General features: G+C 35.1%; 17 protein-coding genes. 4 read left to right on the forward strand and 13 right to left on the reverse strand.

The window, feature by feature from the left end; translation table 11 throughout:
- Nucleotides 1-80 precede the first annotated feature (80 nt).
- The 5 genes from QWY91_RS09845 to QWY91_RS09865 all read right to left on the reverse strand — a co-directional run bounded on the left by QWY91_RS09845 (nucleotide 81) and on the right by QWY91_RS09865 (nucleotide 9,747).
- Nucleotides 81-812, reverse strand: a complete 732-nt coding sequence (locus QWY91_RS09845) for a carboxylesterase family protein (RefSeq protein ID WP_290234364.1) — start codon at nucleotides 810-812, stop codon at nucleotides 81-83.
- 41 nt (nucleotides 813-853) lie between these two features.
- Nucleotides 854-2,236, reverse strand: coding sequence for a glucoamylase family protein (locus tag QWY91_RS09850; protein ID WP_290234368.1), 1,383 nt, complete (start codon nucleotides 2,234-2,236; stop codon nucleotides 854-856).
- 62 nt (nucleotides 2,237-2,298) lie between these two features.
- Nucleotides 2,299-3,777: a RagB/SusD family nutrient uptake outer membrane protein gene (locus tag QWY91_RS09855; RefSeq protein ID WP_290234370.1), complete on the reverse strand. Its 1,479-nt coding sequence runs from the start codon at nucleotides 3,775-3,777 to the stop codon at nucleotides 2,299-2,301.
- Nucleotides 3,778-3,791: 14 nt separating this feature from the next.
- Entirely contained in the window at nucleotides 3,792-6,767 is a 2,976-nt protein-coding gene (locus tag QWY91_RS09860) for a SusC/RagA family TonB-linked outer membrane protein (RefSeq protein WP_290234373.1), read from the reverse strand.
- Between the two features lie 223 nt (nucleotides 6,768-6,990).
- Nucleotides 6,991-9,747 carry a LuxR C-terminal-related transcriptional regulator gene (locus QWY91_RS09865; protein WP_290234376.1) on the reverse strand — a complete coding sequence of 919 codons (2,757 nt, stop codon included), beginning with the start codon at nucleotides 9,745-9,747 and terminating at the stop codon, nucleotides 6,991-6,993.
- A 125-nt stretch (nucleotides 9,748-9,872) separates the two neighbouring features.
- On the opposite strand from QWY91_RS09865, the gene QWY91_RS09870 reads away from it, so the two are divergent.
- From QWY91_RS09870 to QWY91_RS09885, 4 genes are all read left to right on the forward strand, one after another.
- Nucleotides 9,873-11,144 (forward strand): putative DNA modification/repair radical SAM protein, encoded by a 1,272-nt coding sequence (locus QWY91_RS09870; protein WP_290234378.1) that lies wholly within the window; start codon nucleotides 9,873-9,875, stop codon nucleotides 11,142-11,144.
- Entirely contained in the window at nucleotides 11,134-11,901 is a 768-nt protein-coding gene (locus QWY91_RS09875; RefSeq protein ID WP_290234381.1) for a TIGR03915 family putative DNA repair protein, read from the forward strand. Before QWY91_RS09870 ends, QWY91_RS09875 begins: the two co-directional genes overlap by 11 nt.
- A gap of 48 nt (nucleotides 11,902-11,949) precedes the next feature.
- Nucleotides 11,950-12,165, forward strand: coding sequence for a hypothetical protein (locus QWY91_RS09880; protein ID WP_290234383.1), 216 nt, complete (start codon nucleotides 11,950-11,952; stop codon nucleotides 12,163-12,165).
- Between the two features lie 84 nt (nucleotides 12,166-12,249).
- Complete coding sequence (locus QWY91_RS09885; protein ID WP_290234385.1) at nucleotides 12,250-12,492, forward strand: hypothetical protein; 243 nt, start codon at nucleotides 12,250-12,252, stop codon at nucleotides 12,490-12,492.
- A 43-nt stretch (nucleotides 12,493-12,535) separates the two neighbouring features.
- On the opposite strand, the gene QWY91_RS09890 is transcribed toward QWY91_RS09885, so the two are convergent.
- From QWY91_RS09890 to QWY91_RS09925, 8 genes are all read right to left on the reverse strand, one after another.
- Nucleotides 12,536-13,513 (reverse strand): polyprenyl synthetase family protein, encoded by a 978-nt coding sequence (locus QWY91_RS09890; RefSeq protein WP_290234387.1) that lies wholly within the window; start codon nucleotides 13,511-13,513, stop codon nucleotides 12,536-12,538.
- A 43-nt stretch (nucleotides 13,514-13,556) separates the two neighbouring features.
- Complete coding sequence (gene rlmN / locus QWY91_RS09895) at nucleotides 13,557-14,603, reverse strand: dual-specificity RNA methyltransferase RlmN (protein ID WP_290234389.1); 1,047 nt, start codon at nucleotides 14,601-14,603, stop codon at nucleotides 13,557-13,559.
- Between the two features lie 101 nt (nucleotides 14,604-14,704).
- On the reverse strand, nucleotides 14,705-15,754 hold the full coding sequence (queA, locus tag QWY91_RS09900; RefSeq protein ID WP_290237085.1) for a tRNA preQ1(34) S-adenosylmethionine ribosyltransferase-isomerase QueA: 1,050 nt from the start codon (nucleotides 15,752-15,754) through the stop codon (nucleotides 14,705-14,707).
- 92 nt (nucleotides 15,755-15,846) lie between these two features.
- Nucleotides 15,847-17,070: a 3-phosphoshikimate 1-carboxyvinyltransferase gene (locus QWY91_RS09905; protein ID WP_290234390.1), complete on the reverse strand. Its 1,224-nt coding sequence runs from the start codon at nucleotides 17,068-17,070 to the stop codon at nucleotides 15,847-15,849.
- A 15-nt stretch (nucleotides 17,071-17,085) separates the two neighbouring features.
- Nucleotides 17,086-17,349: a hypothetical protein gene (locus QWY91_RS09910; RefSeq protein WP_290234392.1), complete on the reverse strand. Its 264-nt coding sequence runs from the start codon at nucleotides 17,347-17,349 to the stop codon at nucleotides 17,086-17,088.
- A 1-nt stretch (nucleotide 17,350) separates the two neighbouring features.
- A complete protein-coding gene (locus QWY91_RS09915) occupies nucleotides 17,351-17,677 on the reverse strand; it encodes a nucleotide pyrophosphohydrolase (RefSeq protein ID WP_290234393.1) in 327 nt (108 codons plus the stop codon).
- Entirely contained in the window at nucleotides 17,646-19,649 is a 2,004-nt protein-coding gene (locus QWY91_RS09920) for a DUF3858 domain-containing protein (protein WP_290234395.1), read from the reverse strand. Before QWY91_RS09920 ends, QWY91_RS09915 begins: the two co-directional genes overlap by 32 nt.
- An 11-nt stretch (nucleotides 19,650-19,660) precedes the next feature.
- A complete protein-coding gene (locus QWY91_RS09925; RefSeq protein WP_290234397.1) occupies nucleotides 19,661-21,571 on the reverse strand; it encodes a DUF3858 domain-containing protein in 1,911 nt (636 codons plus the stop codon).
- Nucleotides 21,572-21,594: the final 23 nt, after the last annotated feature.

Consider the following 21,594-nt stretch of genomic DNA (forward strand, 5'->3'; position numbering starts at 1 on the left):
TTCTAGGCACTATCTATTATTTCTGAAATCTGTTTAAATGCTTTCCAGATTTCTAATATTGCTGAAATGCATACACTTCTTTATTTCTTTTTCTCCTGACTTAATAACCAGTTATATAATTCAGGGTTATTATAAGTTTCAGTCCAGCTGTTGTGATTGGCAAAAGGATAGATCGTATATTTTACATCTTCGTTACCGGCTTGTTTTAAAGCCATCACCATATTGTTGCTGTTTTGTGGTAAAACTACATCGTCCATCGCTCCATGAAAAACCCAGATTGGCATTGTTTTAAGATGCTGCGCATTTCTATAAATTGGTCTGTAAATTGCACCACAAACCGGAGCCATTGCAGCAAATAATTCAGGATATTTTCCACCTGTAGCCCACACACCATAACCGCCCATACTTAGACCGGTTAAGTAAACTCTACTGGGATCAATATGTTCTTCTTTAATAATTTTCTTTATTAGACCTGCAACTTCATCGGGTTGCCAGTACGTACCTTCTGGGCACTGCGGGGCAAGAATTACCGCATCGATTTCGTTTCCTTCTTTTAAATATTGAAATGGGCCATTTACTTTTACTTTCTGAAGATCGGTACCACGCTCTCCAGCACCGTGTAGAAATACAATTAAAGGATAATCTTCTTTAGATTTCTTATAGGCTTCAGGTTTATAAAGCAAGTATCCCATATCTACAGGAACTTCAACTGTTTCTTTAAATTGATTTTCTGAAATGCCGTCGGTTTGTGCTTCCGAAGTAATTCCGAAGAAAATAAACAATCCTAATATTGCGATTTTGGATATTTTCATATTTATTTTTTTTGAGTTTAGCTTACTTGAACTTGATTCCTTTATCTTTTAAAATCGAGTCTTTCGAGTCCATTTTTAACTTCAGGAGCACTCATAAACAGATCCCAAATAAGTCCGCTTCTATAATTTTCTATCATTACCATCATTGGTCCCTGATCGATCGCTAAATATCTTTCAGCTACCCAATCACCGCCATCTAAACTGAATGCATCGTAAAAACCGGCAGGTCCCCAAAGTAAATCATGCTGATCTTCGTAAAAATATCGCATTGCTTTTAAAGACTTTTTTGGCGTATAAGGGATAGAACTTACCGCTGCAGTTGGTGCTACTACACCTTTATCATCATCTGGAGAATGTGCTGTATATCCTACACTTCCGTCTTCATTCTTAGTATAACTTGCAGTTAAGCCCCAGCTATTTTCGCTATATGTTTTGAAGTTACTAGGATTTTCCTGAGCATATTCGTAATTAATATTGCTATGATTTACATTTAAATCCCAATAATTTGCATAACGATCACTCAATCCTTTTGGATTTAAACCTAAGTAAGAATAATGCGCCCAAAAAAGTGGTCCCGCTTTATCGCCATTGGTATTAAATTTTAATATTAGCGGAATTCCGTAAGCTTTTTTATCTGTAGTAATATTTCCGCTTCTTGCCCATCCATCATGGTAAACTGCTGGTTTTATGCCATGTCCTGGAGAACTTGCAGCCATGATATAAGTGATTAGACATTCATTGTAACCTTCGATCATAAAGTTTTTCTGAAACTCATAATTTGGTGACCAATGCCAAAAAATGCCGTTTTTATTATTGGTGTACCAATCCCATTCAATATTCTCCCATAATTTATCGAATTTCGCTGCTACAGCTTTTTCCTCTTCATTGCCATCTTGCAAATATTGGCGCACTACCAGAAATCCCTGAGCTAAAAATGAGGTTTCTACAATATCACCGCCATTGTCTTTACTGTCGTTACCAAATTCCTGAGTTCCGGCAGTTCTTCCATTGATCCAGTGAGGAAAAGCACCATGATATTTTGGTGTTTCTTCTAGGAAAGTTGCGATTTTATCGAAACGCTTAACGGCTTCTGCTCGAGGAATAAAACCTCTTTCTACACCAGCAACAATTGCCATTAAACCAAATCCAGATCCTCCTGTAGTGACGATGTCGGGATCATTTTCGCCATAATCTCCGTTTGGATGGTATCGCTCTCTGGCCATTCCGCTATTAGGTTCAGCAAAATCCCAAAAATATTTTAAGGTTTGCTTTTGGACGGTATCCAGTAAAGCTTCTTCACTCAGTTTGTTTGAATCCTGAGTAGTTTCTTTTTTGTCTTCTGATTTTTCTTTTGAAGCGTCATTGCATGCGGTAAATGCGAGGCCCAAAAACAAAAGATATAATATGTGTTTATTTAGATTCATCGGTTAAGCTTAAAAAGTAAAGGTGCTTCGGGAACATCCCGAAACACCTTTAAATAGATTTATTAGTATCCAGGGTTTTGTTTTAATAGCCCTCCTGAAAGGCTTATCTGATCTTGAGGAATTGGGAATACTTCATTTTTACCAGACTGAAAACCAAGCGGTCCAAAAATCTGTTGTCCCCTACCTTGTCGAATCACATCAAAATATCGATCGAATTCCATACCAAATTCTAATCTTCTTTCTTTCCAAATGGTTTGTCTAAGTTCAGATTGAGAGGTGGTAGTAATTGCTGATAAGTCTACACGAGATCTTACTTCATTAAGACTTGCAAGAGCTGCACTTGAATTTCCTAACTCATTATTTGCTTCAGCATTCATAAGTAATACATCTGCGTAACGAAGCAATATTAGATTTTTATCCAATGCATTCGCTGCAAGTGGGCCAAAATACATCTTCTCACTATAGTAAGGATTAGGTGCATCTTCACTTACTACGGCAGAGATATTTGGATCACTTTCATAAAGATCATTATCGTACATTTCTTCTCCACGGAAAATAATTGTTGCATCCCTACGAATATCATCTCCAGCAGCGTCATAAGCATCTACGAGACTTTGTGAAGGAACATCAAATCCCCATCCCCATTGGCCACGCACTCCATGGTGCTCTGCAAGGTTGTTAATTCCTAAATTTTCTGAAGAGCTTCCCTGAACTTCAAATATTGACTCAACAGTATTTTCATTCTGTATTCTCCAAAGCTCTTCGTAGTTAGGATGTAAAGCATACTGCCCTGAAGCGATCACCTCATTAGTCAGCTCTAAAACTTCTTCCCAGTTCCCTTGATACATCTGTACTTTGGCAAGTAAAGTTTTAGCTGTCCCTCTGGTAACTCTACCTGTTTGCGCAGGAGTTTGTGGTAAATTTTCTGAAGCTTCAGTTAAATCTTCTACGATAAAATTGTAAACATCTTCGCTACTATCTCTTACAAGAAGCGCTTCCTGATCGTTAGGATCTGTTTCTTCAGTAATAATCGGAACTCCACCAAAAACTTTTACTAGCGTGAAATAATGATATGCTCTAAAGAATTTGAATTCTGCCTGATATTCTGCTATACTTGATTCAGCTAAATTATTTGCAGGTTCATTTACAATATCAATCCCAGTATTTGCGGTAGCAACACCGCGATAATTTGCTCCCCATATTCCACCTACGGAAACATCTGTAGGCTCGTGAGTAAAATTATCTAATTTAGCTTTATCTGCTCCTGTATCTCCTGGGGAACTTCCTTTATCTGCATCGTCTGATGCTATACTGAAAATACCAGAGAAAGAAAAAGAATGCTGACTATAATCTAACAAGTGAGAATAAGAAGCAACAACTGCCTGTTCTACATTTTCTCCCTGAAAATACCCACTACCTGTAGTAGCCTGACCTTCAGGTTTTACGTCTAAATAATCGTCTGAACAAGACATTGCCAGTAGTGCAGAAACCACTACTAAGGTCTTTGTCATTGTTTTATATTGAAGTCTTAAATTTTTCATTATCATACTATTTTTTAAAAGTCAATATTTAATCCTAAAAGAAACTTAGCTGTGGTTGGATAAGCATCCAATTCTAAACCGCTATCAAGAATTCCTCTTGGTAATTCAGGATTAAATCCGCTATATTTTGTGAACGTTAGTGCATTTTGTGCTGTAGCATACACTCTTAAGCGCGAAAGTTGAACTGCTTCCAGAATATTTTCTGAGAAATTGTAACCTACGGTAATGTTATTTACTCGAAGAAAATCGCCATCCTCTAAGTAATAATCAGATGGAAGAGGCACTTCATTGAAAGCAGCCGGACCTCCGTTAGTATTACCTGCGGTATATCTCTCTCCGAATAAATCTGAATCTATGTTCTCTCCACTAAATCTTTGTGCTCTTAAACCATTAAATACTTTGTTTCCTGAGTTTCCGAATAAAGAGGTAGAAAAGTCTACTTGCTTATATGTTACTCCTAAATTAATACCGTAGTAAAAATCTGGCTGATAAGATCCCATGTATTGTCTATCGGTTTGCGTAATAGATCCATCACCATTAGTATCTACATATCTAAAGTCTCCAACTTTAGCTCCTGGTTGCGCGCTATTATCGATCTCCGTTTGATTTTCAAAAACACCATCTGTTTTATATAACCAAAATGTACCAAGTTCATTACCTTCTACCGTTCTAGTAACAATTTGTCCATTTTCTAGATCTCCACTATCAATAAACGGAGTTGCATTTGCTATCACCGGATTAATGTTAGTAAGCTCGTTCTCATTTTTAGTAATATTGAAACCAATATTATAGCTGAAATCTCCACTCTCTGAAGCATCAGACCAGTTTAAAGCAAACTCGACACCTGTATTCTGAATACTTCCTGCGTTAGTTACAAAACTATCATCACCTGAAGTTTGTGGCAAAGCCAATGGGAAAAGTATATCATCGGTTTGTTTGTCGTAATACGTGAATTCCCCACTCAATCTATTATCCAACAATCCAAACTCAATACCTAAATCCAGTTCTGTAGTGGTTTCCCAAGTAAGATTCTCATCATACTGCTGAATTGAAGAACCTCCAATTGCAACACCACCTGGGAATGGATAAGCTGAAAAATCTATTAATTGAAGGAAAAGACCAGAATCAATACGATCATTACCAACCAATCCATAACTACCTCTTAATTTAAGGTTACTAAGGAAGTCTTGATTGCTAAAAAATTCTTCATTATCAATATTCCAGGCAACACCAAAAGATGGATAGTATTTTATACGCTGAGATTCTGCAAATTTGGACGAACCTTCTCTACGAATAGTTGCATTAAATACATATCGCTTATCAAAATTATAAAGTAAACGTGAGAAATAAGCAAGACGACTAGAGCGGTCACCCTCATTAGTTATCGTTTGCCCTTCTTGCTCACCTATCCCTAAGTACAATAAGTTGTCTGAAGGTGGTACACCTCGACGTGCAGCTTCTAATTCCTCAGATGCTATTCTTTCTGAAGTTAATCCTAAAGTAAGATTGATGTCATGTTTACCGAATTTTTTATCAAAAGTTAAAAAGTTATCCCAGTTGAATCGCTCCTCATCATAATCACGTATCGTTAATATCTGATTTTGATTATTAATTTGATTACCACTTTCGTTAGCTACAATGTATCTAGCGCCATAACTTCTATTTTTCTCTCTAAGCACATTCACACCTAAACTAGAACGATAAGTTAACCAATCGAAAATGTCAATTTCACCCCAAGCATTACCTAAAATTCGTACTTGCTCATTAACGTTCTTATTGTTTTCAATATTCGCTACAGGATTTCCAACGTTATTCACGTTAGTACTTCTATAGTTTCCATTTTCGTCTCTTACAGGAATATGTGGTGATTGTTTGTAAGCATTCGTGAAATTAGAAAATGAAGGATTAAAACCTCTTTGTCTCACTAAACTTACATTATGACCAATACGGATATTTTCAGTCAAATGATACGTATTATTTAAACGTACAGTTAAACGCTCATAATCGTTATCTTTTAATATCCCTTCTTCGTCCAAATAGTTGGCAGAAACGTAGTAATCTACATCTTCCTTACTTCCTGAAACAGATATATTATAATTTTGATATAAACCTTCTCTAGTTATCTGGTCCATCCAATCTGTAGTTTGAAGGCCTCCAATTTCTGCATCAGAAAATGCAGGTTCGTTGCCTCCACGAACTAAAGCTTCATTTGTATAACGCGCATACTCTTGTGCGTTAGCCATGTCTACTCCGTTTACCAAAGTATTAATACCTGTAGTAGAAGAAAGAGAAATTTTCATTTTTCCTTTTCCAGATTTGGTGGTAATTAAAACCACACCATTCGCACCTCTAGCACCGTATATAGCAGTAGAAGAAGCATCTTTTAAGACATCAAAACTTTCAATATCTGAGTTTGCAATACCACTTATATCCTGAGTAATAACTCCATCAACTACATAAAGCGGATCTGCACCACCAAGTACAGAAATTGCACCTCTAATTCTTACATTACCAACAGATCCCGGTGATCCATCATTTACAACCTGTACACCAGGAAGTTTACCTTGCGCAGCCTGCAACGCAGACGTCGTAGGAGAATCATTAATTTCTTCAGCCTTAAGGTTTGAGATTGTTCCCGCTAAATCACGAGATTCGGCTTTTCCATACCCAATTACAACGACTTCGTTCAAAGCCGAAGCTTCTTCCTGAAGTTTAATATTGTATTGATCTTGCGAACCAACAGTAATATCAGTAGGTTGAAAACCTAAAAAGGTAACTTTAAAAGTATCACCTTCTACCACCTCTTCTAGAGAAAAATTACCATCAAAATCGGTAACAGTAAAAATCTCTTTCCCCTGTACTTTTAATTGTGCACCAGGCAGTGGCACATCGGCAGTATCTGTAACAGTACCGCTAATGGTTTTGGTCTCTTGTGCCATACCTATATAAGATAGAAGCATGACAAAAACAGTAATTAATTTGAATTTCATACGGTTTAATGTTTACTTAATTTTAGCGAAATATAGCTTTAGAAGCTCAAACAACGCAAACGATATAGTACACATCTACTACATCACATGAATTATATTTTTAATTACCTGATAATAAGTGATCTAAGTGGAATTTGTAGTAAATTACAGAAGATGAAATAGCGGGATGATGTAGTGTTGTAGTAGTATTAAATCAGAAAAATAAGCGCGTATTTTTAAAAATTTAGAAATTTTTAATAAGATAATTTGTTAGATTCTCGTTTTTATCCAATTCCATTTTTTTTCGGAGACGATATCGATGTACTTCTACCCCTCTTACTGAAATTCCCATTAGCGGAGCAATTTCTTTTGAAGTCAGATTCATTTTTAGATAAGAGCATAATTTCAAATCCTTACTTGTTAAACCTGGATAAACTGCAAGAACATCTTTGAAGAAATCTTCGTGTATTTCATTAAAATTGGTTTCAAAAACCTGCCACTCATCTTTGTTTTTTATCGCAGCATTAATTTTAGTCATAATGTTCTTTAAGCGATATTCATTCATTTTTGACTTATCCTTATTCAATTCACCCTGAATTTCCATAAGAACTTCATTTTTCTTGGCTGCGATCATGGTTGTATTTGCCAACTCCTTGCGCTTCATATCAATTTCGTCCAAAAGCCGCTCTTTTTCCAGACGATTTATACGTTCCTTATGTTCTTTCTCGAATTTCTGCTCAATAAGGCTACGGTGTTTTTTTAATCGTTGTCGATTATACCAATATATCAAGGCTATCAAAAGAATAAATATTATAACGTAAACTAACTTCATCATATTTGATAAATACCAAGGCGAAAGTACCGTGAACTTAAATGATTCAGTTGTTTCATTTTTACTTCCCAGAGGTTGCAATTGCAATTCGTAATTTCCGTAGGATAAATTTTGAAATTCCAAATCGCCATTATCTAAAAGTCCTTTTACAGTATCTCCTCCTATTAATCGATATTCAATTTCACGTGAGTCAGAAAGTGGATAGCCAATATCAAACTGTAACAATCTGGCGTCTTTAAAACTAACTTCAGGAATATCGTTTAATTCATACTTCTTTTCCACACCTCTAAAACCTGTCACAAAAGGCTTTGCAATAAAAACATCTTTGCGTTCCCCTTCTAAGCCTTTCAGATTTAGTTTAGCAAATCCATCTTTAAGTGTGACGTAAAATGTAGAATCTGAAGTGGAAATAATATTCTCATAGTCCTTAACTAAGCGATCTTCCAATCGCCAGGATGGAACAATTAGATTTTGATTCTTAAGATCTGTATATAACAAATCGTTATTCCGCGTATTTATAAACCAGTAATTACCTCTTCGCGTATTTAGAAGTCGATATGCGTTTAAATGCTTCAGTTCCTCAAAAATTTCTAGATGATCTGAAAACGAATTGTAACGATACCATTTAGAGTTAGAATAAACTGCAATTTGATTATTGATCTTATAGATTTCGGGATTAAAAAATTGAAGACTATCTGAACTAGGTAATCGATAGATTTCAGTAGTTTTTTTCTGATCTGCACTCAGGCTAATTCGATAAACACCTTCATAGGGATGGGCTGCCCATAAAACACGTTCATTTTCAAACAAAATGGTCTTTACAGGGAAATCTAAATTCTCGTAGCGAACCAAGCCTGTGTCTTTCAATTTTGCAATCCCAGTATAGGTTCCGATCCATAAATCATTGCTAGGAGATATTTCACTATCAAAACTTCCGGTTGCCTTATCTAAAGCTAGCACTCGATCTTTAAAAACCTGAAAAGTGGCAGCATTACTATTGCTAATAATCTTCTCTTCTGCTTTTGTCAAATTCCAAGAATGTCCCTCCGCTCCCTGAAGCAATTTTAGTCCATTATCATCCAAATAATAAACACCTGTATTACTGGCAAGAAAAAAATGATCATCTTCTTTAATCATATCGTAAACAGTACCCAACTCTCCAAAGCTATCGGTATAAAAATTAATTGGAGATTGAACTTCTACTCTATCAATTCCGTTATCGAGACCTAACCATAAATTACCATGAAAAGCATCCATAGAAAGAATGGTATTATTTTGCAGGCCGTTAGTTCTATCGAAAGTTTGAAATTCTCCAGTTTCACTATTCCATGTTAAAAAACCATTTTTTAAAGTACCAACCACTAAAATATCATCAGACAAACTACTCACCTTATTGAGCTCTGCCTTGCTAATGAAACTATTGATTAATGGGCTGACTACTTCAAATTGATTGCTTTTCTCATTCAATTGATATAATCTATCTTTAGTTCCAACTACTAATTTTTCGTTGTGCACAATTATATCTGCAACTGTATTTTGAATTATTTCTGAAGGTTTAAAATGAATAAGTCTATCATTTTCATCTAAAATGAATAAACCATCCCTGCCCTTAGCGACGAATAAGCGATCTTTATACAACCGCATACTCGTAAAAACTCCGCTTTCAATTTTTATTATTTGCTCTCCGTCATATTTATATAAACCAGCGAAGGATCGAAAATAGATATTACCATGATATGCCTTAATACCCCAAAATTCTTCACTACTTAGCTCTATTTCTTTGAAAAGATGTTCTAGTGAATGATAAACAAAAGTTCCTTTAGTATTTTTCTTCCAATACCCGAACTCTAAATACGAACCTGTATACACTTTTCCCGCATGAGCATATACAGAGCGAATAATGGAACCACTTTTTAAATTATAAGTTTTCCACTTTAAGCCATTAAAGACTAATAACCCTTTATTATTTGCTGCATATATAATCCCACTATCGTTTATAGACAAATCCCAGTTTTGGTTAGCAGCACCATATTCGAACGATGTATAATTTTGTATAGGTGGATTTAGTTGTTGTGCAGTAGAATTTTCAACAGCTAAATTACTGATCAATAATATATTGAAAAATAAAAGCAAGCTTTTAAAAACTTCTTTTGAGCAGGTAGGGTTCATGCTTTTCATTCTTCAAAATTACAATAAATATTAGATTATAATAACTAAAATTATTTAGCAAAAGATTTAACATTGGAAAATATCCTTACAATAGGATTTATTCCTATTTTTGAAAAAAGACGAGGATGAATTTCGAAAGAATAAATGAGAAGTTGGAAATTTTAGCTGATGCAGCTAAATATGATGTCTCATGCTCAAGCAGCGGAAGCAATCGAAAAAATAAGAATAATGGCTTGGGGGATTCTTCTGGAATGGGAATTTGTCATAGTTATACAGAGGACGGTCGCTGTGTCTCTTTGCTCAAGATCTTACTAACTAACCATTGTATTTTTGATTGCGCGTACTGCGTAACTAGAAGAAGTAATGATATTAAACGAGCTGCTTTCAAGGTTCAGGAAGTAGTTGATCTAACAATCAATTTCTATAGACGAAATTATATTGAAGGACTCTTTCTTAGCTCTGGCATTTTTAAAAGTCCAGATCATACCATGGAGCGCTTAATTAGAGTAGCTAAAAAATTAAGAGAAGAAGAAAATTTTAATGGTTACATTCATCTAAAATCTATTCCCGGCGCTAGTGATGAGCTAATGTATGAGGCAGGTCTTTATGCCGATCGTTTAAGTGTCAATATTGAAGTTCCTACAGTTTCTGGATTAAAACTTCTCGCTCCAGAGAAAAAGCATGAAGATTTCACCAAACCAATGGAAAAGGTAAAAAATGAAATTATTCAGTTTAAGGAAGACCGTAAGCTAATAAGAAGTACACCTAAATATGCACCTGCAGGACAGAGTACTCAAATGATTGTAGGCGCAACGGGTGAAAGTGACCGCGATATTATGTACTCTGCTCATTATTATTATAAAAAATATAATATGAAGAGGGTCTACTATTCCGGTTATGTTCCTGTAGCTGTAGATCCACGACTTCCTGCCATCACCTCTCAGGTGCCTATGCTGCGTGAGAACAGATTATACCAAACCGATTGGCTTCTTCGTTTCTACGGTTTTGACGTCAGGGAATTATTGAACACAAATCATCCAAATTTAGATTTAGATATAGATCCAAAATTAAGTTGGGCGCTTAGAAATCAACACTTATTTCCTATCAATATCAATACTGCCGATAAATCTATGTTAGCAAGAGTACCAGGTTTGGGAATGCGATCGGTATTTAAAATTTTACAGGCAAGAAAATACCGTAAACTAAACTGGGAACATCTTAAAGCGATAGGTGTTGCCTTAAATCGTGCAAAATATTTTATCGTATGTGATTCGCGATTATGGGAGAAAAAAGATCTAACTGCAGAACAAATCAAATCTAAGATTATAAAAACAAGTTCGAGCAAGTTCAGAAAAGACTATTCTACGCAATTAAATTTATTTGATCATGCCTCATAAAATTCTTATTTATGATGGAACCTTCCAGGGACTGCTCACATGTATATTCCAGATATATGAAGAAAAGATAATAGATTTTAGTATTCATCCTGAAGGAAATGAAAAACCCGACTTTTTCGCTGAGAAAGAACTTATATACACAGATACTGAAAAATCAGAAAGAGTTCTACAAAGCTTTCAAGCGTATACATCTAAAAAAGCGGTACATCGCATTTATAGATCTTTCCTTTCAGAAATCCCCGGAATTGAAATTGAAATTGTAGCTTTTTTTCAGCATATATTTAAACATAAAACCGATCTCTCTGATGATTTTTCCTATCCACCGATCTTAAAAATTTCGCAAATAGATAGAAAAGTAGGACGCGAAAAGCATAGAATGGAAGCGTTTATTAGATTCGAATTGCTAAAAGACGGAATATTTTTTGCAAAAATAGCTCCAGATTTTAACGTTTTACCCCTAATTTTAAAACATTTTAAGAACCGATATCCCGATCAAAAATGGATAATTTATGATAAAAAACGCAAATTTGGCCTTTATTATAATTTAAAAAAAGTAGAACCCATAAGCCTTAATTTTAACAATAATTCAAAAAATAAAGAGAATATTCTCCATAATAAAGAAATTGACTTTCAAAAATTATGGAAATCATATTTCACATCCACCAATATAAAATCCCGAAAAAACTCAAAATTACACCTTCAAAATGTACCTAAACGTTATTGGAAATATTTAACGGAAAAGACCACTGTCATGTAATAAAAAATAGTTTAAATTTGCTTGTTCAACTAATTAAACATTATAACGATGAAAAAATTATTTTTATTATTTGCTGTAGCAACAATGACAATTTCAATGTATTCTTGTAGAGAAACTACTGAAGAGAATGCTGAGGAAAATATGGAACAAATGGGTGACGATATCGAAGATGGCGTTGAAGACGCTGCCGAAGATACTGAAGATGCTGTAGAAGATGCAGGTCAAGAAGTTGAGGACGAAGTAGAGAACAACGACGATATGTAATTTTCGCATTTAGTGAAAAAACGAAAGCCACTCTTTGTAGTGGCTTTTTTTAGCTATTGTAATTAACAAAAAAATATAATAATCATGAAAAAACTAATTTTAGCAGTTTTCGTTGCAGTTTTTGCAATATCGCTTTATTCATGTAGAGAATCCACTGGAGAGAAAACTGAGGAAGCAGTAGAAGCTATTGGCGAAGATATCGAAGACAATGTAGAGGAAGCTGGAGAGAAAATTGAAAGAGGTGCCGAAAAAGTTAAAGAAGAGGTTGATGAAGAAATTCATGAAACCGATGACGTTAACGGCGAAGAAGCTAATGATGATATGTAAGCTATCGCAAAACCTAATAACAAAGGCTACAGAATTGTAGCCTTTACTTTTTTCTTTCGATTACATAATTAACCATTAGTTCTAAAGAATCTTTATATTGAGATTGTGGATAATTTTCGATGATTTTTAAAGCCTCTTCCTGGAAGGCCTCCATCCTTTTGGTCGCATAATCCAAGCCGCCTTTTTGCTTTACAAAAGCAATTACTTCTTTTACACGCTTTTTATCTTTATTATGGTTTTTAATCGAATTTATAACCCAAGACTTTTCTTTTTTATCTGAATTATTCAAGGCGTAAATTAAGGGCAAGGTCATTTTCTGCTCCTTAATATCAATTCCGGTAGGCTTTCCAATTTTATCATCTCCATAATCAAAAAGATCATCTTTAATCTGAAACGCCATTCCAATAAGCTCTCCAAATCGGCGCATTTCTTCCACATCTTCCGATTCCGGTTTAACTGACGCAGCACCTAAGCTACAACAGGCAGCGATTAAAGTAGCCGTTTTCTGCCGAATAATTTCATAATAAATTTCTTCTGTAATATCCAGACGACGAGCTTTTTCTATTTGAAGTAATTCGCCTTCACTCATTTCTCGAACAGCTACCGAGATAATCTTCAGCAAATCAAAATCATTATTATCTATAGAAAGTAGCAAACCTTTAGATAAAAGGTAATCACCAACCAGCACCGCAATTTTGTTTTTCCAAAGCGCATTTATACTGAAAAAACCTCGACGACGATTACTATCGTCCACAACATCATCGTGTACTAGTGTTGCGGTATGAATTAATTCTATTACTGAAGCGCCTCTATACGTCCTTTCATTCACTTTCCCATCGGAAACCATCTTGGCTACCAAAAACACAAACATGGGACGCATTTGCTTCCCTTTGCGGTTTACGATGTAATGTGTAATCCTGTTGAGTAACGCTACTTGTGAAGACATCGATTGGAAGAACTTTTTTTCGAAAAGTTCCATTTCCTTTTCAACAGGAAGTTTTATTTGAGAGATTACCTTCATAAAGTGCCCAAAGATAGGTTATTTCAGGAAAAACGAGGATTAATTAAGAAGCCGATTTATTCGCCAATTGGCCACAAGCAGCATCTATATCTTTACCACGAGAGCGACGAACGGTCACAGTAATTCCATTTTGTTCTAATAAATTTTGATACATATCTGTCGCCTGTGAAGAAGCTTGCTGAAAATCACCATCATCGATTGGGTTATATTCGATCAAATTAACTTTACAAGGAACGTATTTACAAAATCTAACTAAAGCCATAGCATCTTTACGAGTATCGTTTACATCTTTCCAAACAATATATTCGTAGGTGATTCTACTCTTGGTTTTAGAGTACCAGTATTCTAGCGATTCTCTAAGATCTTCTAATGGAAATGTTTCATTAAAAGGCATAATCTTAGTTCGAACTTCGTCTGTAGCGGCATGTAAAGACACTGCGAGTTTTATTCTGGCTTCATCGTCTGCCAGTTTCTTGATCATTTTAGGCACTCCCGAGGTCGAAATCGTAATTCGCTTTGCAGACATCCCTAATCCTTCATTTGAAGTAATTTTATCTACAGCCTTCATCACATTATTATAATTCATAAGCGGTTCTCCCATTCCCATAAATACAATATTACTTAAAGGCCGATCAAAATATAATCTACTTTCATTATCAATAGCGACAACCTGATCGTAAATTTCATCTGGATTGAGATTTCGCATACGCTTTAAACGCGCTGTCGCGCAAAATTGGCAATCGAGACTACATCCAACCTGAGAAGACACACAAGCCGTTGTACGCTTCGCTGTGGGAATAAGAACAGATTCTACCGTAAGATTATCATGAAGCTTTACAGCGTTCTTAATAGTCCCATCATTACTTCGCTGCATTTGATCGACACGAATATGATTGATCACAAAGTTATCATGAAGCATCGCTCGCGTTTGTTTAGAAATGTTCGTCATTTCTTCAAAACTGTGCGCTCCCTTACTCCAAAGCCATTCGTAAACCTGCGAACCTCTAAAGGATTTATCGCCATTCTCTACAAAAAATTCTTGTAGTTGTATTTTAGTTAATGCGCGTATATCTTTTTTCTTCTTTTCCACAGTACAAAATTACAAAGATTCTAAGGATAATTTATTACCTCATTAAATGCAAAAAGCCACAATTGAAATAATTGTGGCTTTTTAATCGATATTCTATTTACTTATATAATTAACATGGCGTCACCATAAGTATAAAATCTATATTTTTCTTTCACTGCTTCTTCGTAAGCTCTCATCATAAAATCATGACCAGCAAAAGCAGAAATCATCATCATTAATGTCGATTTTGGAGTATGGAAGTTTGTTACCATACAATTAGCGATACTAAAATCGTAAGGAGGGAAAATAAATTTATTTGTCCATCCACCAAATTCGTTTAATGTTTGATTAGAAGAAACTGAACTTTCTAAAACACGCATCACAGTAGTACCAACGGCACAAATCTTACGTTTCTCTGTTTTAGCTTTATTAATCGTTGTTACAGCATCACCTTTAACGAAGGCTTCCTCACTATCCATTTTATGCTTGCTAAGATCTTCTACTTCAACAGGACTAAAAGTTCCTAATCCTACGTGAAGGGTTACTTCAGCAAAATTAACACCTTTAATCTCCAAACGCTTTAGCAAGTGCTTAGAAAAGTGAAGTCCCGCAGTTGGCGCTGCTACAGCTCCTTCTTCTTTTGCATAAATAGTTTGATAACGCTCCTGATCTTCAGGTTGCACATCTCTTTTTATATATTTAGGAAGCGGTGTTTCTCCAAGCTCTTTTAGTTTTCTTCTAAAATCCTCGTAAGATCCATCGTAAAGAAAACGTAATGTTCTTCCTCTAGAAGTGGTGTTATCTATAACCTCGGCAACTAAACTTTCATCTTCTCCAAAATAAAGTTTGTTCCCGATTCTAATTTTTCGAGCAGGATCTACTAAAACATCCCATAATTTAGTTTCAGGATTTAATTCTCTTAATAAGAAAACTTCAATTCTGGCACCAGTTTTTTCTTTGTTCCCGTACAAACGAGCAGGAAAAACCTTTGTATTATTTAGAACCATCACATCTTCTGGCTCAAAATAACTGATAAGATCTTTAAATTGTTTGTGCTCTATAGTTTGCTCTTTTCGGTTAAGAACCATTAGGCGCGCTTCATCTCTATTTTCTGCTGGATACTCGGCAAGTAATTCCGGCGGAAGTTCGAAATTGAAGTTTGAAAGTTTCATTCCCATATTTGAAATTTTAAAGGCTGCAAATATACAACCTCAAAACAGGGGTTGTCAAGTAATTGCGGTATTATTTAAGAATTTAATTTAAATTAGGCGTTTTGAACCGTAAAATTTAAGCTTTCCAAATCTTTATAAAAATCAGGATAACTCTTTGATACCACCATTGCATCCTCTATAATCACCGGTGTTTTTAAAGCAATTGGCGCAAATGCCATAGCCATACGATGATCGTTATATGTAGCAATTTCAATATTTTCTTTTAAACTGGTTGCAGGCAGCAATTCTAAATGATCGTTAGAAATTACAACTTCACCTCCCAATTTCTCTATTTCGTTTTTAAGTGCAACTAAACGATCCGTTTCTTTGATCTTAAGCGTGTGCAATCCTGTAAGTTTACATCCCACACCCAAGCCTAGACAAGTAACCGCTATAGTTTGTGCAATATCTGGTGAATTTCGTAGATCTTCTGAAATACTTGCAGGTTTAGAACATTTTGATTTTTTAAGCATTATGCTATTTTCTCCAAAACTGGTAGTTACACCAAACTGCTTGTAAATTTTAGCCAGACAAGAATCTCCCTGTAAACTTTCTTTTCTATAATTCGATAAACTAATCTCCGCTTCTTCACATAAGGCAGCTATACTATAAAAATACGATGCGGAACTCCAATCTGATTCTACCGGAATAGTTTTAGGACTTAATGCTGAACAGGCTTCAATAGTAATAGTATTATCCTCAAAACTTCCCTGAATACCTGAACGCTGAAGCATCTCTAGGGTCATAAGAATATACGGTGTACTGGTAACCTGTCCTTCTAGACTTATCGTTAATCCATGCGGAAGTGAAGCTCCTATTAGCATCAAAGCTGAAATATACTGACTACTAATATTTGCCTGTAAACTAACCGAATTTGCCTGAAGTTTTTTACCCTGAATTCGAATTGGTGGATATCCTTCGTTTTTCTCGTAGGTAATTTCAGCTCCCATAGATCGAAGCGCTTCTACCAATAATTTAATTGGCCGCTCTTGCATACGCTTACTACCGGTTAAAACCGTCTCTCTACCTTCTTTTACCGCAAAATAAGCGGTAAGAAAACGCATAGCGGTGCCGGCATGATGTATATCTACCTCAACTTCGTTAGAAGTCAAGGCTTTTTTCATAACCTGAGAATCGTCACTATTAGAAAGATTTGTAATCTCAAGATTTTTAAAAAGCGATTCTATAATTAAAAGGCGATTAGATTCACTTTTGGAACCTGTAATTTGCAAGGCTCCTTTTATATTCTGGCTTGAATGATTTACTTTAAACTTCATGGAAAATAAAGTTGATTATTTTTTTAGTTGGTCTTTTTCTTTTCTTCGGAATTGGCCATATGATACAATCATACCATAAACGACCATTCCTACAATCTGACCTATAACAAAAGTAATCATTTTACCGTCTGCCATCTTCTCTTGATAGTAATCTTTAAAAGCAAATCCTCCATAATCGATAACCATCATCACAACGTTGTAGATTAAAACGAATAAAAAGCCCAAAATAGCTACAGACTTCCAATATTTTTTACTGGACATAATTTCCTTAAACTTCATTTTATTTCAGTTTTTCGTTATTATGATGTCTGTCGTGATCTCGTTTGGTTTTAATATCCAACTTTTTATCAAAAGCTTCCTGAAGGTTTACCCCAGTTTGATTCGCAAGGCATAATACTACAAACATTACATCTGCAAGTTCTTCGCCCAGGTCTTTATCCTTGTCGCTTTCTTTTTCGCTTTGCTCACCATAGCGCCGAGCAATAATACGCGCTACTTCGCCAACCTCTTCGGTTAGCTGCGCCATATTGGTTAATTCGTTAAAATATCTTACTCCGTGTTCTTTGATCCAATTATCAACGGCCTTCTGTGAGTTCTGTAGATTCATCGCTTTCTTCAATTTTAGACAAAACTATAGCTTCTGAATGTTTACTCACAATTTCATCGAAGAAGTTTTTTAAATGGACATAATCTTCAGCCGGATAAATTGATCTATTTAGATCGATGGAAGACTCTAACCTAAGGAAATTTGCACTTGAATTTATTATAAATTTAAAAACAGCACCGTTTTCATTGATATTCACAATAGTATTTTCTGGCAGAGATTCCAACTCATATCCTTCGGGAACCATAAAATTAACTACTGTAGAATACGTTACAGGAAAATCCATGTACACCGGATATGTTCTTTCATCTGCCTTAAAAGGATTTTCTTTTTCAGCTAAAAATAAAAGAGGATTCAAATAAATATTATCACCAATAACTTCTATACCATGATTTAATTCAAATTGGTAACTTTCTTTTATATCTGCTCCTATTTTTTTGACATTTTCCTTTTTTAGGTTAGTAATGGTAATATCGCCTTTATCTTCCTGTAAAAGCTGTTTATAACTTTCAGCATCTACTCCTACAAAATCATCTCGAAATCGTTTTGCTACCAATTGATTATACATCCCTGTATACTTTCCTTTTAGTTTAAAATCTTCAGTGATCTGAACATTTATAAAATTTCTTTCTATAGAACGATAGTTAGGAAGTAACGAAACCCAATCAGATCGACCATCATCTTTAATAATTCTCCCTTGCCAGTTTCTAGCTCTTTCTGGCAACTCTCCAGGAGCAGCATTACGATCTGTAGCATCTAGCAAAATTAGTTGATCATCTATCGCTACGCTTACAATTACATAATTGAAGCCAGATCTTGTTGGAAATACAGGCACCCCATTACTTTTTGTACTTACCAAAACCGGATCTGCATTTAAACCGGCATAGTTAAGCATTGCAGTTAATAATAGATTTATATCACCCGTATTTCCGCTTCCTTCTTTATACGCTTTGCGAATTCCATTTTCTGCGATAAAACCTATATAATCATTCCAAACAACTTTGCTTTTAACGAAATTATAGATTGCCGCAATCTTAGCTTGTGGTTGGTTTACACCCTGCAACAAGGCTTCAAGATCATCTTTAAAGAAGCTACTTTTTCTTAGCTCGTTGGCAAAACCTCCTTCATCATAAATAGACTTCGCTACATCGTCCCAATTATGGCTAAAATATTCCATAGGAGTATCTGGGAATTTAGTATACTGCAATTCCCATTTAATTCTCGCTGCGTAATTATCTAAATAGTCGATATAAACTTCTTCTTTTAATGCAGGAATCTCTTCTTCAGAAATCTCGTATACGGTTTGCATAAATTTTGTATGCTGTGCATTCATATTAAATTGTTCCTGATCTTGCTCTATTGGAAAAAATAGAGAGGAGAGTTGATTGTAATGAGCCACAAAACCAAAAAATTCAGGAATCTCAATTTTCACGTCTAGTTTTTTAATTGGAATTCTAGCCTGTAATTCTGTTTCGTCTAAAGAAGTTAAAAATGGAGATCTTTTTTCATATTCAAATTCCACAACGCTACCTGCTTTTAAAGAAGGCATCGTGAATTTTACCGTTGCTCGATATTTTGAAGTTTCTTCATAAAAAATCTCATTTTTCCTTAATTTCTCTTCGACAAGTTTTCCGTTTTCCAAATTATAAGTATATCCCTTTATAGCATAAATTTTTTCTTCATCATTCCCACTAATATGCCTTGTCAAATTCACAGTACCCCAATCAAAACCATCTTCATTGTAAAGTTTAATACGATAACGATATTTAGTAACTAATGAAAAACCTGTATTACTATTATAATCGTAATACGTAAATTGCTTCTTATAAAGATAAGCTGCATCTGCTTCTTTATTTGAAGGGTCTTCAGTTTCTGCAACTTCTTCTTCAGAAACTTTACCGAATTTGTAATTCTGAGCCTGCATTGCGCTTCCGATGATTAGAATCGCAACTAAAAGATAAAATTTAGAACGCATAATTGTAGGTTTTAGCCGTTTTTAACCAAAACAGCTTTTTGATTACTTAGGATGTTGATTTTATTTAAAAACGCTCTAAAATCGCTAAATTGATTTGGAGACCATTTTCCTTCGTTGATGCTTATCGATCGCTTTACCTGAAGCAGCCTGGGATCTTTATCAGACACCTTAACAGAAAAACTAAACTTACCAAAATCTGTTTCTATTTTTACTGAATCTGGCAATGCTTCTACCGCATAAGCTTCTGGTATTTTAAAATCAAACTGATCTTTGTTGGTAAAGCCCCGAACTATCTCTATAGGATACTTACGATTTTCAGTTTTAGTTACCGCATTAATTTCTGGCTGAATAAAATTTAAAGGAAGTAAAATTCTATTTCCAGCCGTGGTGTGAAATTTCTTACCACTAAAATCTAATTGTTCTGAGAAGCTAGTCTGATCTTTGTTATTTTCAAATTTCAATTGATCAATATGAATTCCCTGTAAATTCCCTAATTTCTCTTTATAGTAAATATTCTTATCCTTTTCTTTCTGATTCTCAATATGATAATTATTACCGTATGGAATCCCCTTGCTCTCTCTCGTCACCGTTGCTGTAAACGCATCTTCAGAAAGATCTATTTCACAAAACGTTTGTTCGAGATTTCTTTCACCTGTATATTTTGGAGTTTTCACAATTTCACCACCTTCTTCTTTGATTAAAAGAACATGACGGTTATCGGTAAAATCGCCCAAATAATTAAAAGGAATAGACTGGCTGGTACATTCTAACCAGACATCTTCTTCAGCAATTCCAGGAACATTTAAAATAACATGATTTCCCTGCATCGATGCAAATGCCGGATCGATATCTTTTTGCTCGTCTCCCGCATATACTACGGCATAATTTGCCTTTATTCCCTGCGATGCTAACAAGGCTTTGGTATAATTAGTTAAGCCCTTACAATCGCCATAACCAACGCGATCTACTTCCTGAGCTAATATTGGTTCCCAACCACCTATACCTAGTTGTACACTTATATATCGTGTTTTACTTTGCATGTATTCGTAGATAAGCTTCGCTTTTTCATAATCGTTAGCGGCATCTTTTACTAATTCTGAAACTTCAGCTATAGTCGTGGCGTAAAGTTCATCTCTACCCTTTAAAAGATTTTCGTACTGCCATTTCCCAAACGCTTTCCAGTCGCTTGCGTTTCCTTCTACGCCCATCAAGCTAAAGTCATTTAAAGCCACCTTAACTTTTGGTGCCATATCAGAAACTTCAGGACTATAAGGCTCGTAGTTATAAGCTGGTATATCTTTGAAGGTATAGGTGAGCTCAAAATCATTTATATTTTTCTCAACCTGAATACTATCCAAGTTTGTTTCGATGTAACGTATAGGTATACGATTTGGATTTTTTAATTCGTATTTACTGGAAGCGACACTCAAAAAGTAGCTGCTTACTGGCTGAAAAGCTCGTATAAAAACGGTAGTCGACATATTAACTTCACTCTCATAAACAACAGTATATGGATAATCCATTGCTGAATAATCCAAATAGCTAACACGATTATCGGAGTATAAATTTGAAGAGCCTACAGCGCTTTGATCCTTAAAATCTCGCTGCTTAAATTTCTTAATTTCCTGCCCCATCTTATTGAAAATCAATGCAGACTGCGACTTTATCTTTGCATCACCATCATCATAAAAATCATAAGCTCTTACAAAACCTTCGCCGTATTTGTTTAGGACAGTGACCACTCGCTTTGTCGTAATGGTCATATCGTCGACATCTTCGATCTCGATAAGCACATGCTCATCTCTTAGAATTGCATTGGCTTGCTCTGTAAGTTCATTTTTAAGTACGATGCTTTGATAAGAATTTTGTGCAAAACACAGCATTCCAGTGAGAAGCATTAAGCTGGAGAATAAAAATTTCATTGCTAAAACTGATGAATTTCGTT

Origin of the sequence: Zunongwangia endophytica, from assembly GCF_030409505.1 — a bacterium.
Lineage (GTDB): Bacteria > Bacteroidota > Bacteroidia > Flavobacteriales > Flavobacteriaceae > Zunongwangia > Zunongwangia endophytica.

What these genes read in the sequence shown, in the direction of transcription:
- QWY91_RS09920 (WP_290234395.1), bottom strand. Translation starts at nt 19,649, where the DNA reads ATGCGTTCTAAATTTTATCTTTTAGTTGCGATTCTAATCATCGGAAGC.
- QWY91_RS09845 (WP_290234364.1), bottom strand. Translation starts at nt 812, where the DNA reads ATGAAAATATCCAAAATCGCAATATTAGGATTGTTTATTTTCTTCGGA.
- QWY91_RS09875 (WP_290234381.1), top strand. Translation starts at nt 11,134, where the DNA reads ATGCCTCATAAAATTCTTATTTATGATGGAACCTTCCAGGGACTGCTC.
- QWY91_RS09890 (WP_290234387.1), bottom strand. Translation starts at nt 13,513, where the DNA reads ATGAAGGTAATCTCTCAAATAAAACTTCCTGTTGAAAAGGAAATGGAA.
- QWY91_RS09855 (WP_290234370.1), bottom strand. Translation starts at nt 3,777, where the DNA reads ATGAAAAATTTAAGACTTCAATATAAAACAATGACAAAGACCTTAGTA.
- QWY91_RS09850 (WP_290234368.1), bottom strand. Translation starts at nt 2,236, where the DNA reads ATGAATCTAAATAAACACATATTATATCTTTTGTTTTTGGGCCTCGCA.
- QWY91_RS09910 (WP_290234392.1), bottom strand. Translation starts at nt 17,349, where the DNA reads ATGAAGTTTAAGGAAATTATGTCCAGTAAAAAATATTGGAAGTCTGTA.
- QWY91_RS09880 (WP_290234383.1), top strand. Translation starts at nt 11,950, where the DNA reads ATGAAAAAATTATTTTTATTATTTGCTGTAGCAACAATGACAATTTCA.
- queA (WP_290237085.1), bottom strand. Translation starts at nt 15,754, where the DNA reads ATGAAACTTTCAAACTTCAATTTCGAACTTCCGCCGGAATTACTTGCC.
- QWY91_RS09865 (WP_290234376.1), bottom strand. Translation starts at nt 9,747, where the DNA reads ATGAACCCTACCTGCTCAAAAGAAGTTTTTAAAAGCTTGCTTTTATTT.
- QWY91_RS09885 (WP_290234385.1), top strand. Translation starts at nt 12,250, where the DNA reads ATGAAAAAACTAATTTTAGCAGTTTTCGTTGCAGTTTTTGCAATATCG.
- QWY91_RS09870 (WP_290234378.1), top strand. Translation starts at nt 9,873, where the DNA reads ATGAATTTCGAAAGAATAAATGAGAAGTTGGAAATTTTAGCTGATGCA.
- QWY91_RS09925 (WP_290234397.1), bottom strand. Translation starts at nt 21,571, where the DNA reads ATGAAATTTTTATTCTCCAGCTTAATGCTTCTCACTGGAATGCTGTGT.
- QWY91_RS09915 (WP_290234393.1), bottom strand. Translation starts at nt 17,677, where the DNA reads ATGAATCTACAGAACTCACAGAAGGCCGTTGATAATTGGATCAAAGAA.
- QWY91_RS09905 (WP_290234390.1), bottom strand. Translation starts at nt 17,070, where the DNA reads ATGAAGTTTAAAGTAAATCATTCAAGCCAGAATATAAAAGGAGCCTTG.
- QWY91_RS09860 (WP_290234373.1), bottom strand. Translation starts at nt 6,767, where the DNA reads ATGAAATTCAAATTAATTACTGTTTTTGTCATGCTTCTATCTTATATA.